12 protein-coding genes are annotated in these 17,860 nt (G+C 65.2%); 6 read left to right on the forward strand and 6 right to left on the reverse strand.

Going from position 1 to position 17,860, the window contains the following annotated elements; translation table 11 throughout:
- Nucleotides 1-21 precede the first annotated feature (21 nt).
- The 4 genes from CS062_RS03330 (at nt 22) to CS062_RS03345 (ending at nt 8,438) form a co-directional block, all read left to right on the forward strand.
- Nucleotides 22-1,155 (forward strand): deoxyguanosinetriphosphate triphosphohydrolase, encoded by a 1,134-nt coding sequence (locus tag CS062_RS03330; protein WP_099860088.1) that lies wholly within the window; start codon nt 22-24, stop codon nt 1,153-1,155.
- A gap of 87 nt (nt 1,156-1,242) precedes the next feature.
- The gene (locus CS062_RS03335; protein ID WP_099860043.1) at nt 1,243-1,944 is read left to right on the forward strand and encodes a transposase; all 702 of its coding nucleotides are present in this window, start codon (nt 1,243-1,245) and stop codon (nt 1,942-1,944) included.
- Between the two features lie 147 nt (nt 1,945-2,091).
- Nucleotides 2,092-6,912, forward strand: coding sequence for a glutamate synthase-related protein (locus tag CS062_RS03340; protein ID WP_099860044.1), 4,821 nt, complete (start codon nt 2,092-2,094; stop codon nt 6,910-6,912).
- A gap of 50 nt (nt 6,913-6,962) precedes the next feature.
- Nucleotides 6,963-8,438 carry a glutamate synthase subunit beta gene (locus tag CS062_RS03345; protein ID WP_099860045.1) on the forward strand — a complete coding sequence of 492 codons (1,476 nt, stop codon included), beginning with the start codon at nt 6,963-6,965 and terminating at the stop codon, nt 8,436-8,438.
- 150 nt (nt 8,439-8,588) lie between these two features.
- Here the strand turns inward: CS062_RS03345 and CS062_RS03350 are convergent, their stop codons facing one another.
- From CS062_RS03350 to CS062_RS26735, 6 genes are all read right to left on the reverse strand, one after another.
- A complete protein-coding gene (locus CS062_RS03350) occupies nt 8,589-12,440 on the reverse strand; it encodes a pilus assembly protein (protein WP_099860046.1) in 3,852 nt (1,283 codons plus the stop codon).
- A 13-nt stretch (nt 12,441-12,453) separates the two neighbouring features.
- Nucleotides 12,454-13,011: a hypothetical protein gene (locus CS062_RS03355; protein ID WP_099860047.1), complete on the reverse strand. Its 558-nt coding sequence runs from the start codon at nt 13,009-13,011 to the stop codon at nt 12,454-12,456.
- A 106-nt stretch (nt 13,012-13,117) separates the two neighbouring features.
- Nucleotides 13,118-14,341, reverse strand: coding sequence for a PilW family protein (locus CS062_RS03360; RefSeq protein WP_099860048.1), 1,224 nt, complete (start codon nt 14,339-14,341; stop codon nt 13,118-13,120).
- 2 nt (nt 14,342-14,343) lie between these two features.
- Complete coding sequence (locus tag CS062_RS03365) at nt 14,344-14,754, reverse strand: type IV pilus modification PilV family protein (protein ID WP_099860049.1); 411 nt, start codon at nt 14,752-14,754, stop codon at nt 14,344-14,346.
- Entirely contained in the window at nt 14,751-15,386 is a 636-nt protein-coding gene (locus CS062_RS03370) for a GspH/FimT family pseudopilin (protein WP_099860050.1), read from the reverse strand. Before CS062_RS03370 ends, CS062_RS03365 begins: the two co-directional genes overlap by 4 nt.
- Complete coding sequence (locus tag CS062_RS26735; RefSeq protein ID WP_099860051.1) at nt 15,380-15,838, reverse strand: type IV pilin protein; 459 nt, start codon at nt 15,836-15,838, stop codon at nt 15,380-15,382. Before CS062_RS26735 ends, CS062_RS03370 begins: the two co-directional genes overlap by 7 nt.
- A 379-nt stretch (nt 15,839-16,217) precedes the next feature.
- Between CS062_RS26735 and CS062_RS03380 the strand changes: the two genes are divergently transcribed.
- Nucleotides 16,218-17,060 (forward strand): ABC transporter ATP-binding protein, encoded by an 843-nt coding sequence (locus CS062_RS03380; protein ID WP_099860052.1) that lies wholly within the window; start codon nt 16,218-16,220, stop codon nt 17,058-17,060.
- Nucleotides 17,057-17,836 carry a lipid asymmetry maintenance ABC transporter permease subunit MlaE gene (gene mlaE, locus CS062_RS03385; protein WP_099860053.1) on the forward strand — a complete coding sequence of 260 codons (780 nt, stop codon included), beginning with the start codon at nt 17,057-17,059 and terminating at the stop codon, nt 17,834-17,836. Before CS062_RS03380 ends, mlaE begins: the two co-directional genes overlap by 4 nt.
- Nucleotides 17,837-17,860 lie beyond the last annotated feature (24 nt).

A 17,860-nucleotide genomic window follows, 5' to 3' on the forward strand; every position in this document is an offset into this window, starting at 1 on the left:
AAGCCCGAACCGACGATGACGATGCTGCGCGCGCCCTATGCCTCCGATCCCGCGCGCAGCCGCGGTCGCCGTCATCCCGAGGCGCCGGCGCCGACCCGCAGCGAGTTCCAGCGCGACCGCGACCGCATCGTTCACAGCACCGCCTTCCGTCGGCTGGTCTACAAGACGCAGGTCTTCCTCAATCACGAGGGCGACCTGTTTCGCACCCGGTTGACGCATTCGCTGGAGGTTGCGCAGCTGGGGCGGTCGATCGGGCGGAGCCTGGGTCTTGACGAAGACCTCATCGAAACCGTCGCACTTGCGCACGATCTCGGCCATACGCCTTTCGGTCATGCCGGCCAGGACGTGTTGAACGACTGCATGAAGGCGCATGGCGGCTTTGAGCACAACCTGCAGTCGCTGCGTGTGGTCGACAAGCTGGAGCAGCGGTACCCCGGTTTCGACGGCCTGAACCTGAGCTTCGAGAGCCGCGAGGGCATCCTCAAGCATTGCAGCCGGCGCGACGCGGAGCGGATCGAAGAGCGCGAGCCCGGTGGCGTGGCGGCGCGCTTCCTCGACGGCGGCCAGCCGAGCCTGGAGGCGCAACTGTGCAACCTCGCCGACGAGGTCGCCTACAACGCCCATGATGTCGACGATGGCGTCCGGTCCGGGCTGGTGACGCTCGAGCAGTTGGAGGAAGTGCCGCTGGTGCATCGCTACCTGCGGGAGACCTTGTCGATCTATCCCGAGCTGACCGGCAAGCGGCTGCTCGCCGAGACCATTCGCCGGATGCTCTCCCAGCAGGTCTACGACATCATCGACGCCACACGCGCCGCCATCGAGGCCGCAGCGCCGGTCGACGCCGAGGACGCCCGCACCAAGGGGCCGCTGGTGCGCTTCAGCCCTGAGATGCGTCACGCCAGCACGGCACTCAAGCGCTTCCTCTTCAAGAATCTCTATCGGCATCCGGCGGTCCAGGCGCAGCGGGACCGCGCCGAGCAGGTGCTGCGAGAACTGTTCCAGATCTACCTGACCGATCCCAGCCGGCTGCCGGCCGACTTCGCGGATGGCGAGGATCACGCCCGCGCCTGCGCCGACTACATCGCCGGCATGACGGACCGGTTCGCGCTCAAGGAGCATGAGCGGCTCACCGGCAAGCGGCTCATCGCGGCCTGAGCCCCATCGGCGAATACCGCCTCGGTCTGAGGCGAACGCTCGAACGACGGCGGGCGCCATAATTGGGGACAGATTACCGTTCCCGCCATGGCAAGACTCCCTCGGCTGGCGCTCGCCGGCCATCTGCATCACCTGATCCACCGCGGTCACAACCTGCAGCCGATCGTCGTCGATGACGATGATCGCAAGGCCTTGCTCGCGGCGCTGCAGGACAGTGCGGCGACGCACAAGGTCGCGATCCACGCCTACGTCGTGATGCCGAACCACCTTCATCTGTTGGCCACGCCGTCGACCGCGGACGGCCTCAGCCGGATGATGCAGGCGCTGGGGCGGCGCTATGTGAGCGCCTTCAACCTTCGGCACGGCCGGATGGGCACCCTGTGGGAAGGCCGTTTCCGCGCGGCGCCATTGGAGGCGGACACCCACCTGCTCGCGGTCATGCGCAGCATCGAACTGAACCCTGGACGCGCCGGGCTGGGCGATCCCGGCGAATACCCCTGGTCCTCCGCGGCGCACCATCTTGGCCATCGACGCGACCCGCTGATCAGCGATCCGCCCGGATTCTGGGCTTTGGGCAACACCCCATTCGAGCGCGAGTTGGCTTGGCGCCGCTGGTTGGAGGAAGGTGAAACCGAAGCAGAGCGCCAGAAGCTGATCGACTCGGCGCTGAAGGGGTGGCCGCTGGGATCGGCACGCTTCCTGCAGCTGCTGAGCGAATTGAGCGAGCGTCCGATGAGTCCGCGCCCTCGCGGACGCCCCCGGAAGGTCAGGGCGGACGAGGCGAGTTGAGCGACTTCGAATCTGTCCCTATTTAATCGACCACTGGCTGCAACGCATCTTCTAATTCGAGACTGACCCCATTTAGTTCTGCTTGTGCCGTCCCGGTACGCGCCTTAACCTGCGCGGGTTTCGTTTTCGAGAGTCAGGAGGCCACCGATGTCGGCAGCTCAAGATCTGCGCGTAGCGCAACCGTCGTCCCCCGCCACGACCGCCGACGCGGTCTCCGCCACGCTGCCGACGGCCGGGCCGTCCGCGACCGAGATTCGCGAACTGGCCGCCCACGGTCTGTACAACGGTGCCAACGAGAAGGACGCCTGCGGCCTCGGTTTCGTTGCCCACATCAAGGGGCAGAAGGCGCACCACATCGTCCAGCAGGGCCTGAAGATCCTGGAGAACCTGGACCACCGCGGTGCAGTCGGCGCGGACAAGCTGATGGGCGACGGCGCCGGCATCCTGATCCAGATTCCCGACGAGTTCTATCGCGCCGAGATGGCCAAGCAGGGCGTCACCTTGCCGCCGCCCGGCGAATATGGCGTCGGCATGATCTTCCTGCCCAAGGAGCACGCCTCGCGCCTCGCCTGCGAACAGGAACTGGCCCGCGCGATCAAGGCCGAGGGCCAGGTGCTGCTGGGTTGGCGCGACGTGCCGGTGGACCGCGACATGCCGATGTCGCCGACGGTGCGCGAGAAGGAACCGATCATTCGCCAGATCTTCATCGGCCGCGGTCCGGACATCATCGTCCCCGACGCGCTCGAGCGGAAGCTGTACGTGATCCGCAAGACGGCGTCGAGCGCGATCCAGGCGCTGAAGCTGACGCACAGCCGCGAGTACTACGTGCCGTCGATGAGCTGCCGCACGGTCATCTACAAGGGCCTGCTGCTGGCCGACCAGGTGGGCAAGTATTACCGCGACCTGGCCGATCCGCGCGTGGTCTCGGCGATCGCACTGGTGCACCAGCGCTTCTCGACCAACACTTTCCCCGAGTGGCCGCTGGCCCACCCGTACCGGATGGTGGCCCACAACGGCGAGATCAACACCGTCAAAGGCAACTTCAACTGGATGCGCGCCCGCGAAGGCGTCATGAAGTCACCGGTGCTGGGCGACGACCTGAAGAAGCTGTATCCGATCAGCTTCGAACACCAGTCCGACACGGCCACCTTCGACAACGCCATCGAGCTGCTGACGATGTCGGGCTACCCGCTCGCGCATGCCGCGATGATGATGATCCCCGAGGCCTGGGAACAGCACGAGTGGATGGACGAGCGCCGTCGTGCGTTCTACGAGTACCACGCCGCGATGATGGAGCCGTGGGACGGCCCCGCCGCGATGGTCTTCACCGACGGCCGCCAGGTGTGCGCCGCGCTGGACCGCAATGGCCTGCGCCCGGCCCGGTACTGGGTCACCGATGATGACCTCGTCGTGCTGGCCTCCGAGTCCGGCGTGCTCCCCATCCCGGAGTCGCGCGTCGTCCAGAAGTGGCGGCTGCAGCCCGGCAAGATGTTCCTGATCGACCTGGAGCAGGGCCGGATCATCGACGACGAGGAACTGAAGACCCAGTACGCGAACGCGCGTCCTTACCGGCAGTGGATCGAGAACGTGCGAGTCAAGCTCGACGAGATCCCCGCGCCGGAAGCGGCCGCGCCGGTGTTCCCGGCATCGCTGCTGGATCGCCAGCAGGCCTTCGGCTTCACCCAGGAAGATGTGAAGTTCCTGCTCGCGCCGATGGCCGCCAACGGTGAGGAAGGTATCGGCTCCATGGGCAACGACAGCCCGCTGGCCGTGCTGTCCGACAAGAACAAGCCGCTCTACAACTACTTCAAGCAGCTGTTCGCGCAGGTCACCAACCCGCCGATCGACCCGATCCGCGAAGCGATCGTGATGTCGCTGAACAGCTTCATCGGTCCCAAGCCCAACCTGCTGGACATCAATGCGGTGAACCCGCCGATGCGTCTGGAGGTGACGCAGCCGGTGCTCGACTTCGAATCGATGGCGCGCCTGCGCGCGATCGAGCATCACACCAATGGCAAGTTCAAGCCTTACGAACTCGACATCACCTACCCGCTGGACTGGGGCCGCGAGGGTGTGGAGGCGCAGCTCGCCTCCCTGTGCGCGGAAACGGTGGACGCGATCAAGGGCGGACACAACATCCTCATCATCACGGATCGCCATCTGAGCGCGAACCGGGTCGCGATCCCGGCGCTGCTGGCGCTCTCGGCAGTGCATCACCACCTGGTCCGCGAAGGTCTGCGCACGACCTGCGGTTTGGTCGTCGAGACCGGCACGGCGCGCGAGGTCCACCATTTCGCGGTGCTCGCGGGCTTCGGCGCCGAGGCGGTTCATCCCTACCTCGCGCTGGAGACGCTGCAGGCCATGACCGCGGAGCTGCCCGCGTCGCTGTCGGCCGACAAGGCGATCTACAACTACATCAAGGCGGTGGGCAAGGGACTGTCGAAGATCATGTCCAAGATGGGCATCTCGACCTACATGTCCTATTGCGGCGCCCAGATCTTCGAGGCCATCGGCCTCAAGTCGGATTTCGTCGCCAAGTACTTCCGCGGCACGCCGACGCAGGTCGGCGGCATCGGTGTGTTCGAGGTCGCCGAGGAAGCGCTGCGCCTGCATCGCGCCGCCTTTGGCGATGACCCGGTGCTTGAGAACATGCTCGACGCCGGCGGCGAGTATGCGTGGCGCACCCGCGGCGAGGAACACATGTGGACCCCCGACGCGATCGCCAAGCTGCAGCACAGCACGCGCTCGGGCAAGTTCGACACGTACAAGGAGTACGCCCAGCTGATCAACGACCAGAGCCGTCGCCACATGACGCTGCGTGGCCTGTTCGAGTTCAAGTTCGATCCGAGCAAGGCGATCCCGCTCGAGGAGGTCGAGCCGGCCGCAGAGATCGTCAAGCGCTTCGCCACCGGCGCGATGTCGCTGGGATCGATCTCGACCGAGGCGCACGCGACGCTGGCCGTGGCGATGAATCGCATCGGCGGCAAGAGCAACACGGGCGAGGGCGGGGAAGACCCGGCGCGTTATCGCAACGAACTCAAGGGCATCAAGATCACGGCCGGCACGAAGATGTCGGACGTCGTGGGCAGCAAGGTCGTCGAGGTCGATTACGAACTGCAGGACGGCGACTCGATGCGCTCTCGCATCAAGCAGGTGGCATCGGGCCGCTTCGGCGTCACGACCGAGTACCTGGTCAGCGCCGACCAGATCCAGATCAAGATGGCGCAGGGCGCCAAGCCGGGCGAGGGCGGCCAGTTGCCCGGCGGCAAGGTCACCGAATACATCGGCTTCCTGCGCCACTCGGTGCCGGGCGTCGGCCTGATCTCGCCGCCGCCGCACCACGACATCTATTCGATCGAGGACCTGGCACAGCTGATCCACGACCTGAAGAACGTCAACCAACGCGCCGACATTTCGGTCAAGCTGGTGTCGGAAGTCGGTGTGGGCACGATCGCGGCGGGCGTGGCCAAGGCCAAGGCCGACCACATCGTGATCGCCGGCCATGACGGCGGTACCGGCGCGTCGCCGTGGTCGTCGATCAAGCATGCGGGCACGCCGTGGGAGCTGGGCCTGGCCGAGGCGCAGCAGACGCTGGTGCTGAACCGTCTGCGTGGCCGCGTGCGCGTGCAGGCCGACGGCCAGATGAAGACCGGCCGCGACGTGGTGATCGGCGCACTTCTGGGAGCCGACGAGTTCGGCTTCGCGACCGCGCCGCTGGTGGTCGAAGGCTGCATCATGATGCGCAAGTGCCACCTGAACACGTGCCCGGTCGGCGTCGCGACGCAGGATCCGGTGCTGCGCAAGAAGTTCAGCGGCAAGCCCGAGCACGTCGTCAACTACTTCTTCTTCGTCGCCGAGGAAGCGCGCCAGATCATGGCGCAGCTGGGCATCCGCAAGTTCGATGAACTGATCGGTCGCGCCGACCTGCTCGACACGAAGAAGGGCATCAGCCACTGGAAGGCCAAGGGCCTGGACTTCACCCGGGTGTTCCATCGTCCGGAGCTGCCCGCCGATGTCGCCCGCCTGCACAACGATCACCAGGATCACGGCCTGGACCGCGCACTGGACGTCAAGCTGATCGAGAAGTGCCTGCCCGCCTTCGAGAAGGGCGAGAAGGTGCGCTTCATGCAGGAAGTGACCAACGTTCGCCGCACGGTGGGCGCGATGCTGTCGGGCGAGTTGATCCGACGCCGTCCGGAAGGGCTCGAGGACCAGACCATCTTCATCCAGATGGAAGGCACCGGTGGCCAGAGCTTCGGCGCCTTCCTGGCTCCGGGCATCACCTTCTACCTGATCGGCGATGCCAACGACTACACCGGCAAGGGCCTGTCCGGCGGTCGCGTGGTGGTGCGCCCGTCGATTGACTTCCGGGGTGACGCGACGAAGAACATCATCGTCGGCAACACCGTGCTCTACGGTGCGACCAAGGGCGAGGCCTTCTTCCGCGGTGTCGCGGGCGAGCGCTTCGCGGTGCGGCTGTCCGGCGCGACCGCGGTCGTCGAGGGCACCGGCGACCACGGCTGCGAGTACATGACCGGAGGCACCGTCGCGGTGCTGGGCAAAACCGGTCGCAACTTCGCTGCCGGCATGAGCGGAGGTGTGGCGTACGTCTACGACGAGGATGGCCAGTTCGCCAAGCGCTGCAACACGGCAATGGTCTCCCTGGACAAGCTGCTGCCCGCGCACGAGCAGGAGGCCACGATGGACAAGGCGATCTGGCACAAGCTCGGCGACGGCGAGGCCCGCACCGATGAGGCGATCCTCAAGAAGCTGATCGAGGATCACCATCGCTGGACCGGCAGCCAACGCGCCCGCGACATCCTGGACCACTGGGCCGAGTCGCGCGCCAAGTTCGTGAAGGTGTTCCCGACGGAGTACCGCCGCGCGCTGGGTGAGCTGGGTGCCGCCAAGGAAGCCGCCGCCACGATCGCCCACGCCAAGGCGCCCGCCGCCAAGGCCAAGGTCTGATCGGTCGCATCGAAGTCGCAAGAGATTCAGGAATTCAGGAGCGAGCCGTCATGGGAAAAGTCACCGGCTTCATGGAGTACGAACGTCTGGAAGAGGGCTATGAGCCCGTCGAGGCGCGTCTCAAGAACTACAAGGAATTCGTCATCGGCCTGAACGTCGAGCAGGCGAAGCAGCAGGGCGCCAGATGCATGGACTGCGGGACGCCGTTCTGCAACAGCGGCTGCCCGGTCAACAACATCATTCCGGACTTCAACGACCTGGTGTACCGGGGCGGAGATGCGGACTGGAAGAGCGCCATCGCGGTGCTGCACTCGACCAACAACTTCCCCGAGTTCACCGGCCGCATCTGCCCCGCGCCCTGCGAGGCGGCCTGCACGCTCAACGTCAATGACGACGCGGTCGGCATCAAGTCGATCGAGCACGCCATCATCGACCGCGCCTGGGCCGAGGGCTGGGTGCCGCCCAGACCCGCGAGGGTCAAGACGGGCAAGACAGTGGCGGTGGTGGGTTCCGGCCCGGCCGGCCTGGCTGCGGCGCAGCAGCTGGCTCGCGCGGGTCACAGCGTGACCGTGTTCGAGAAGAACGACCGCGTCGGCGGCCTGCTGCGTTACGGCATCCCCGACTTCAAGATGGAGAAGAGCCACATCGACCGGCGCGTCCAGCAGATGGAAGCGGAAGGCGTGGTGTTCCGCACCGGCGTGATGGTCGCTCACCTGCCCGAGGGGTCCAAGGTCACCAACTGGGCCAAGGATGTGGTGACGGCCGAGGAACTGACCGAGAAGTTCGATGCCGTGCTGCTGGCCGGCGGCGCCGAGCAGTCGCGCGACTTGCCGGTGCCGGGCCGTGACTTGGCCGGCGTGCATTTCGCGATGGAGTTCCTGCCGCAGCAGAACAAGGTCAACGCCGGTGACAAGCTCAAGAACCAGCTGCGCGCCGACGGCAAGCACGTCATCGTGATCGGCGGCGGCGACACCGGCAGCGACTGCGTCGGCACCAGCAACCGCCATGGCGCCAAGAGCGTCACCCAGTTCGAGCTGATGCCCCAGCCGCCCGAGGTCGAGGACCGGCCGCTGACCTGGCCGTACTGGCCGATCAAGCTGCGCACGTCGTCCAGTCACGAGGAGGGCTGTGAGCGCGAGTTCGCGATCGCGACCAAGGAATTCCTCGGTGAGAAGGGCAAGGTCACCGGCGTGAAGACGGTGCGTGTGGAATGGTCCAACGGCAAGATGGTCGAAGTCGCTGGCAGCGAGCAGATCCTGAAGGCGGACCTGGTGCTGCTGGCGATGGGCTTCGTCAGTCCGGTCGCGTCCATCATCGATGCCTTCGGCGTGACCAAGGATGCCCGGGGCAACGCCAAGGCGACGACGGACTTCAATGGTGGCTACAAGACGAACGCAGCGAAGGTGTTCGTCGCCGGCGACATGCGCCGCGGCCAGTCGCTGGTGGTGTGGGCCATCCGCGAAGGCCGGCAGGCGGCACGCTCGATCGATGAGTTCCTGATGGGGGAGAGCGCGTTGCCGCGTTGAATCGACCTGTCGGACAGACTTGGACAAGGCCCGCCGGCGAGAGTTGGCGGGCCTTGTCGTTTGCCAGCGAGCTCGAGGTGGGAACGCGCTGGGCAGGAACATAAAAAAAGCCCGGCATGGCCGGGCTTTCGATGGGGTAAGAGGACTCGCTCAGAGCGTGCCGTTGGTGCTGTTGCGCAGCGGGATCTCGCGCCAGTTCAGGATCTTGGTCCCGACCGTTCCGCCTTGATTGGGCTTGGCGCGGCACAGCGGATCGCCTTGGGGGCAGACATTGCAGGTGGGGTCACCCTCCTTGCAAGTCTTGTTGGCCGCCGACGCGGTGGAGCCGCTCAACACCAAGTCGACGCTCTTGTCCGTCTTCATGAACAGCATGTCCGTCACTGCGAAGCCGGGGTCCAGGTAAGCCGCGTTGTTGGCGAATTGCGTCTGGCCCGTTGACAGGTCGATCAGGTACACCCGGCTCGTGCCGCCCGGATTGCACGCATCAGCCGACGACGGCAGGGTCGCGGAGAAGGCGGCGATGTTCATGAAGTAGGTCGGATCGCTCAGCACGCGGTAGCCGCTCGGCAAATCGAAGTACCAGCCCGACTTGGTCTTGTAGTCGATGTTGGCCTTCTGCGTGAGGTCGGTCAACTGGACCAGGTTGGCCGAGGTGATCGGGAAGGCGGTGTTGGTCGGTGCATCGCCCGAGTTGCTGAACTTGGCGACGGTGCCATCGACGATGCCGTACAGGCGCTGCAACTGCGTGCTGTTGATGTCGTTGGCGAACAGCATCTTGCCGGTGCCGAAGGCCAGGAAGCGACGATAGGTCGTGGTGTCGCCGATCGGAACGACGGCCGTCGTGATCGGCTGCGGCGTGTTGTTGGGTCCGACCGCGCGTGCCACCTTCACCAGGTTCGGATATCCCGAACTGCCGGAGCGCAGATCGGCGCGCCACACGTTGCCGCGCAGGTCTCCGCCGTAGACCGACTCGACCACTGCGGCAGACAGGTCGGGATAGAACGGTGTCAGCTGGTTCAGTCCGGCCGGGTCCGCGCCAGTTGCGTCGTCCGACAGCTTGTCGGCGCTGATGGTTGTGATGAGCTCGCCCGTTTTCGGATTCAGCATGAAGATGCTCGCCTTGCCCGAGCCGTTGTTGTGGCCGGTCGGGACCAGGACCACCCAACCATGAGTGGCGGTCTTGGTAATGACCGGCTCGCCGTACAGGAAACCCATTTCTCCGGTGGTGAACTCCCACAGCACCTTGGACGCAGCGGCACCTTCGGAGGTGACACCGGAGAGGTCGGTCAGGTCCAGCGCATAGACGCTGCGACCGCCCTTGCCCAGGCCGCCGACCACGATGGTGCGCCAGTCGGCAGTGCCGCGCTTGCCGCCGGTGAAGCCGAAGTCCACGTCCGCTACGGTTGGGCGCGCGTCGATGTAGAAGCGATGGTTGAAGTTCGGATTGCCCAGCGCGGCCAATCCATCGACGGAGGGCGTCGACGGGCTGCTCGGGCCCTTGTAGAGCGCTCCGGGCACGTAGGCGAAGATCTCACGACCGGCAGTGTCGCCGGTCAGTGAGCCGTTGATCACGTGCACCACGCCAGCATTTGTTCCCACCACCAGGTAGTTGGGACGTGCCTTGAACTTCGTCTTGTAGTCGCTGTAGCCCGGGTTCGCACCTTCGGACAGCGTCAGTGAAGGCGGTGCCACCACCGTCACCTTCGAGTTCACGATGTCCCCCACCAATTCGGCACGCACGCGGAACTTGGAGGACTCGTTGGTGCGATCACCCCGCAGATAGTTGACGTAGTCAGTGACGGTGGCCGTCGAGGCATAGGGCGTGGCCAGCGCGTTCTTCATGTCGGCGCTGAGGCTGGTTTCGAGGAACGGCACCACCGCCTTCGCTGCGGTGTCGTAGGTGACCATGTAGCGATTGCTCTTCCAACCGGTGCCGGCGAGCTGCCCCTTGAGCTTCTGCGTGAATTTCCAGGCCTCCACCTGACGGGTCGCGGTAGTGTCTTCCGCCGCGCTGAGCGTGCTGGCGATGACTTCACCGGTCCATTCCTTGGCGTCGTACTGCGTGGCGTAGCTCGCCACTCCGACGGAGGTGATCTGCTGGGAGGCGGTGCTGAACGCCGTCGAATAGGCCTTCATCCGCGACGCGATGCTGGTGAAGGCAGCGGCCAGACCATCAACCATCTGATCGGCCTTGGCCGAGGTGAAGTAGGTGTCAGGACGAAGCTGACTGCCGACGAGGTCCGTACTGCCGCCCGTATGCCACCAACTCTGCGGCAGGTCGGTCGTCTGAGTCAGCGGCGCGAAGTCGTTCGGCAACTGGGCACCGCCGTAGCGGGTGGCCAAGTAGTACTGGTTGTTCGTCTTGTAGGTGCTGAACTCCAGCACGTCGAGCCAGTAGGTCTGGACCGTCTGTTTGCCGGCCGAGTTGGGATCCGCATCGCTATCGGGTCGGATGTCCGTCGAGTTGGCCCAGTACGCCATGCCCGCGATCAACGCTCCATTGTTGTTGCAGCATCCGCCATAGCCCTGCACGTTGCCTAGCGAGGCATTGACGCCACTGAGCTTGCCAACACGGTTGGTCCATTCGACGGCATCGAAGGCCTTGTCGTTGGTGACTTCCGTTGGCTTGGTGGGCTCCGAGGATCCGGTGGCGCCAGGCAGATTGCGGTCCGCGTGGGTGTTGACGTCGCCGATACCAAGGATGAAGTTCTTCTGGCACGAGTACTGCATCGGGTCGCGCCACTCCGAGATCACCGGGAAGCCATCCGCTTGCGCGGCCCGTGTCGAGGTACTGCTGGGAGCGGAGTAACTCGTCACGTTGCCCTGATTGCGGAAGTAGCGCAGCACCGCGTAATAAAGCTCGCCCACCGGGTCATAAGTCTTGTACGAGTTGGAACTGCCGAACTTGTTCAGATAGTTCATGACCCCGCTGTAGCTGACATCAACGCCGTAGTAGGCCTTCATGTCGGCGATGTCATTGATCTTGGGAGAGGCCGTTTCGTCGACATTGGGGTTGTTCCGCATGATGCCCGTTGCGGCATCCCACTCTGTCAGCGGGTTGCTGACAGGATCCCCACCCGGGACAGGCATGGTCGGGCCGACATACTTCTGCCGCGAGCGCAGCACGCCGCCGTCGCGAGAGAGAGACCCATCATTGAGGTAGCCGAAGGCGCTGAAGCGGATTTGGCTGGAGTAGTTCTGGATCAACCCCTCAGGCTTGAAGATGGTGTTGTTGGCGTAAGACTTACAGTTCTTCTCGAGATCGAGCCCCGAGGTCTTGTCGCAGACGCGCGCACGGATGTCGACGATGTAGGAGACGCTGTCATCCCACGTCTTGGCGGCGGGATCGAAACCAACACCAGATCCGCTGTTGTTGTTGCCGCTGTTCGTGATGCGCATGCTCACGCCCAGCCCCTGGATCCGCATCTTCAGCCCGCCCCACGTCCCCTTGGAGTTGATCAGTGGCGTGGCACCGGCGATGACGGTGCTCGAGGTGATCGAACGGTCGGGGAAATTGTTGATGCTGCCTTGACCGCTCGCATAGGCCTTCTGCAGCACAGTGGCCCTGGTCGTATCAACAACGCGAGAGCCGCCGGTGAGCGCCCAGCGGAACGGGTCGATCGTCTGCATCGACGCGTAATTGAGGAAGTTGCCGCTCCACTTCTTGGCGCACACGTGGTTGTTGGCCAAGGCCGTTGGCGCGAAGTGATTGACCTTGATCGCGTCTGGATCGGAACTGGTGTCGGCGAGCCGGTAGTCGTAGCACTTGTTTGGATCGAAATACCCGAGGTAGGTGGAGGCCGGGTTGTACGTGTTGTCGGTGTGCGCATTGCTCACTGCGGTTGGGTATTCCACCGATAGCGCCAGCGCCAGATTGCCTGGCACCGCCACCGAGGCAAAGACAGGTTTGTCGGACAGCGCCGTTTGCGCGCTTGCCGCCGACACCAAGGCCAGCAGGGCGGCCACGCCGCTCAGGCGCAAGAAAAGACGAGAGGGGGACATGGTGAGCCTCTGCTTAATCCAAGGTGGTGAACGTGCTCTGGTAGAACGAGTACGCGTTGTGCGGACCAGTGACACGCACTGTGATTCGGTAGGTCGGTTGCGGCGGCGCGACCGGATTGTTCTGCTTGGGACCGAAGTTGTTCGCCCGCCCAAGCACTTGACAGTGAGACGCCGAGAAGGTGCCGGGGTTCACGCACAGCCGGTCGATGAGGTAATGCACGGTGATGCTGTCGCCGTCCATCTTGATTTCGTTGGCCGAGCTGCCCAGACCGCCAAGGGCGCCTGCGGTCGTGGTGTCCAGCAGTGCCAGCGGGATGCCGGAAGCGTCGCTGGCGAGCATGGTGGCGCTGTAGTTCTGAGCCGGGTTGCTGACCATGCGCGCGGCGGCGACGCCGAGGGCGCCAGTGGGAGACAACGCGTTGGCGGCCAGGCGAATCGCCCGCTCTCCCTGGTTGGTCATCTCGCGCTTGAAGCCGAAATAGCCGACGCTGGCAAGCGTGACGTTCATCGACTTCATCGCCGCGGCTGCGCCGATGAGCAGCACGGCGAGGGTGATCAGCGCGATCACCATGATCACGCCGCGTTGGCGGCGCGCAAGTGGTGGAAGGGACGGAGCGAAGGATCGCATTGGAGGCCTCGGAGAAGGGGCGTCGTGACTACGGCGGGACGGCGGCCGATCACGCTGGCGGAACGCGCGCGGGGGCAGTGACGATGGCATTGCGCAATGGAATCGTCAGCTCGATCAGGCGATAGTTGCGCCGCTGCTCAGCCGCCGGCAGCCGGATGAGCATCTGCATCGCCGGCGGCAGTGACGAGAACATCGTGAAGGTTCCCGGCGAGACCAGCGTATCGCCTTCGCGCTCGATCCGGTCGCCTCGCACCAGCATTGAGATGCTGACAGCGACGATGTTGGACGCCAGTGCTGGATTGGCGTTGTTGAGCCCATTGGCGTTGTAGGGAGCGTTGGCGGGATTGACCCACGCGGAGATCACGCCATCGTTGAGCCCGGCGGCGTCCACGCCGAAGCGGACCCGCATGTCCACGACGTTGTCCGCCAGCGGCACCGGCAGGTCGGCGTTGGGGATGTTGTTCAGTTGCAGGATGTCGTAGGCCACCAGTTGCCGGTTGGCGCTGACGCCCAGCAACTGAAAGCGCGGCTGGTTACCCACGACGTTGCCCAGGTTCGAGACGCTCAGCGGCGCGTTCACGCCATAGGAAACAAGGCTGTTCGCGTTCACGCCCGGGGCGTAGAACTCGCCATCGAGCGGCACCCCCGTTACGGTCGAGCCGACGAAGTTCGGTCCGACCTGCGTGATGAGGCAGGGGCGGGCCAATTCCGTGAGCATCAGGAGGTCACCGCTTCGAATGCCCAGCGTGTTGTTCATCGTGAAGGTGTTCACCTGCACGGAACCGGCGACTACCTCCTGGGGGGTTTCGCTCAAGCCGGCCGAGGTGGTCATGAACTGGACGACGTCCGACGGTCCGTTGCCAAAGCCGGCATCCGCGCCGACACCGGAATACACGACGACCGGGCTCACGTTCACTGTGCCCGGCACAGCCTGGAACGGGGCAGGGAACGGCGTCAGACGCGGCAGGATCTGGGCCCCATTGCGAATGGCATTCAACTGGCACCCAAAGGTCAGGCCGGCGTTCTGGAACAGACCCGAACCGATGCTTCGGAACTGACGGTCCAGTTCATAGGCCAGGTAACCACTGCTCTGCGCGAGGTCGGAGGTGCTCGAGTTCTGGCGCTTCGACTTCTCGAACATGTTCATCATGACGCCCAGCGCGGTCATGAGAATCAGGCCGATCGTCATGGAAATCAGCAGTTCGATCAGGGTGAAGCCCTGGCCGGTGTGGCGCGTGCGCGCAAGCGGGGAGGAACGGCGGTGCATCGTCATGATTAGTTCAGCCGCACGTCGGTGTAGTACACGCGGTCCGCGCCTGCGGGGGTTTTCCAGCGAATCGTGATGCGCGACGTGTTCCCGAGCGTTGCGGTCGGGGCGTCGCCGACCGCGCCCACGGCGTTCACGAGGCCGGAGGCCGCGACGCGCTGGGTCCACGCCGCGATCGTCGGCGGATTGCGTGTGTTGTAGAGCCACATGTCGTTGGCGAGGTCGGCGGCCAGCGTCGCGGCGCGCTGGTTCTCATCAGCGCCGGCGCTGGCCTGTGAGGCGCGCGCCATCAGCGCCACCAAGCCGACGATCCCGATCGTCATGACCAGCATCGCGACCATCAGTTCAATCAGTGTCATGCCTCTGGCAGGTACCGACGAACGGCGGCGCGCCGGGCGCAGGAGGTGAGTCGTTTTCATTGGGTCGCTGCCTTGTTGACGGCCGCGCAGCCGTCCGGTTCCGAATCCGACAACAGTCGCTCCCGGTCACACAGGCGCACCGTGCCGCCCAGGGTCACCCAGACAGACAGCTTCTTCTGGTTGGGGGCCGTCACGCTGGAGTCGATCCAGTAGATCGAATTGCCGTCGGGATTGACGTTGCAGGAGGTCCCTGCCACCGGTGCATTCAGCATCAGCGGGCGGCCGTTGGGACCGAAGCAGACCGCGGTCGGTCCGGTGATGGTGATGTTGGAGGTTGAATCGGTCACCGAACCGCATTGGAGCGGCTGCGTGGGGGCGGGTTGCGTGATCAGCGGATTCTGGATCAGCTGGACCACCCAGTAACGTCCGGTGGCGGATGCCTCCGCATTGAGGCTGCAAGTGGAATCGGCGGTGCGGTAGAAGACCACCGGCTGGTAAGACTTGATGGCTTGCGCCTGAGCATTGCGCAGGCTGGTGGCCAACGAACTGCCCGCGGTCCGCACCTGGGCGCTGGCGGCCCACGACCTCATCGCCGGCGCAGCCAGGGCCGTCGTCAGGCCGATGATCGCCAGGACGATCATCAACTCGATCAGCGAAAACCCGCGTGGTGCGCGGCGCCTGGCTCTTAGCATGTCTCACCCTTCACCATGACCCAGCGCGAGGTGCAGGAGTTCCAGCCGGTGGGAGCCTTGGTCGTCCTCTGGGCGCCTGCCTGGTCGATCGTGAACTCGAAGCCCGACAGCAGGTTGTCCGAACTGCCCGCCGTCAGGAGGTAGGTGCCCGCGCCCAAGTTGCTGCAGGTGATATTGAACTTGCCGACTTTTCTTCCGTCGGTGCAGGGGGGGGTGGCGCCGCCGCTGGCTTGATAGGTCCGGAAGTTTTGGTAGTAGGCCTCCATCTCGGTCCGCATCATGGTCAGCCCCGTGGCGGCATCCGTAAGCGCACCACGGATGTAATAGGCCCGATAGCTGGGCAGCGCGATCGCGGCCAGGATGCCCACGATGGCCACCACGATCATCAACTCGATCAGCGTGAAACCACGCGACGCGGACCGGCGTGCCGGCGACGAAAAGTTCCCAGACATAAGCGCTCCTGTTTGCTGAAATTATCGGCAGCCGCCCCTGGAAGGCGAGGCCGCTCGTCGTGCCTCGGATTCCGCCCGTCTCGCGGCGACCTTCGAATGTGACGTCCGTCACGGTTTGGCGTCCGTCGACGCCTCCGGCGAGCGTCGCCGGGCGACTCGCACACCGGCCCCGCTGCTCGGCAAGCCACGCGCGCGAGCCAATTGTGACCAGGGGTTACGCGTTGCGGAGCCCTCGACCCCGGCGTCAATCCCCCTTCATCGGGCTGTCGCATATCGCCACCCCGCCCCAGGTGTCCTCCGGCATCAATTCGGGCTTTACCCTATGATCCCGGCTCCCGGACGCCTGCCGCCCGGCATCGTCCCGGATCTATTCCAAGAAATGGCATTCACCGATCCCCATTCCTCCCCTGACGCCCGCCCGCTGATCGAGGTGAAGGGCGTGACTGTCGGTTATGGCGACCGGGTCATCCTGAAGGACGTCAATGTCACTTTGCCGCGCGGCAAGGTGATGGCCCTGATCGGATCCTCCGGCGGTGGCAAGACGACGCTGCTGCGGCTGCTGACCCGGCAACTGCGTCCGCAGTCGGGGCAGGTGCTGTTCGACGGCCAGGACCTGGCGCCGATGGACCAGACGCAGCTCTACGCCCAGCGCCGGCGGATGGGCATGCTGTTCCAGTTCGGTGCCCTGTTCACCGACCTGAGCGTCTTCGAGAACGTTGCCTTCCCGCTGCGCGAGCACACCCGCCTGCCCGAGCCGATGATCCGCGACCTCGTCCTGATGAAGCTCAATGCGGTCGGCCTGCGCGGTGCCCGCGACCTGATGCCCAACGAGGTGTCGGGCGGCATGGCGCGTCGCGTAGCGCTGGCGCGCGCGATCGCGCTCGACCCGGACCTGGTGCTCTACGACGAGCCTTTCGCCGGCCTGGATCCCATCTCGCTGGGCGTCACCGCCCGCCTGATCCGCGACCTGAACGACGCGCTGGGCCTCACCAGCGTCATCGTTTCGCACGACATCCATGAGACCTTCGGCATCGCCGACCATGTGGTGATGGTGGCCAATGGCGGGGTCGTCGCCCAAGGCACGCCGGAGGAGCTGCGGCACAGCAGCGATCCGCTGGTGCACCAGTTCGTCAATGCCCAGTCCGATGGCCCGGTGCGCTTCCATCAGCCCGCCAGGCCGGTGCGCGAGGACTTCGGACTGCCCCAGGAGATCTCCGCATGATCGGCCTTGCGACCTCCATCGGGCGCGGCCTGCGCCTGAAGCTCGGCGACTGGGGCTGGTCGGCGAGGCTGCTCGGCGCCTTGCTGCTGCACCTGGGCGCCTGCCTGCGCCGCTTCGCGCTGGTGCGGGAGCAGATCTATTTCCTGGGCAATCGCTCGCTGTCCATCATCGGCGTGTCCGGGTTGTTCGTCGGCTTCGTGCTGGCGCTGCAGGGCTACTACACCCTGCAGCGTTACGGCTCGGCGGAGGCCGTCGGCCTGCTGGTCGCGCTCAGTCTGGTGCGCGAGCTCGGACCGGTGGTGGCGGCGCTCCTGTTCGCGGGTCGCGCCGGTACCTCGCTGACCGCCGAGATCGGTCTGATGAAGGCCGGGGAGCAGCTCAGCGCCATGGAGATGATGGCGGTCGACCCGGTGCAGCGCGTACTGGCGCCGCGCTTCTGGGCCGGCTTCATCGCGATGCCCTTGCTGGCGGCGGTGTTCTCGGCGGTCGGCATCATCGGCGGCTGGCTGGTCGCCGTGCCGCTGATCGGCATCGACGCCGGCTCGTTCTGGTCGCAGATGCAAGGCGGCGTCGACGTGTTCAAGGACGTCGGCAACGGCTTCGTGAAGAGCGTGGTGTTCGGCGTGACCGTCAGTTTCGTCGCGCTGCTGCAGGGTTATTCCTGCAAGCCCACGCCCGAAGGCGTGTCGCAGGCGACGACCCGCACCGTGGTGTTGTCCTCCCTTGCGGTGCTGGGTCTGGACTTCATCCTGACCGCCATGATGTTCTCGATCTGACGCGCCGCGCGCGGACCATCGAAC

The organism is Roseateles chitinivorans (assembly GCF_002761755.1).
Classification (GTDB): Bacteria; Pseudomonadota; Gammaproteobacteria; order Burkholderiales; family Burkholderiaceae_C; genus Roseateles; species Roseateles chitinivorans.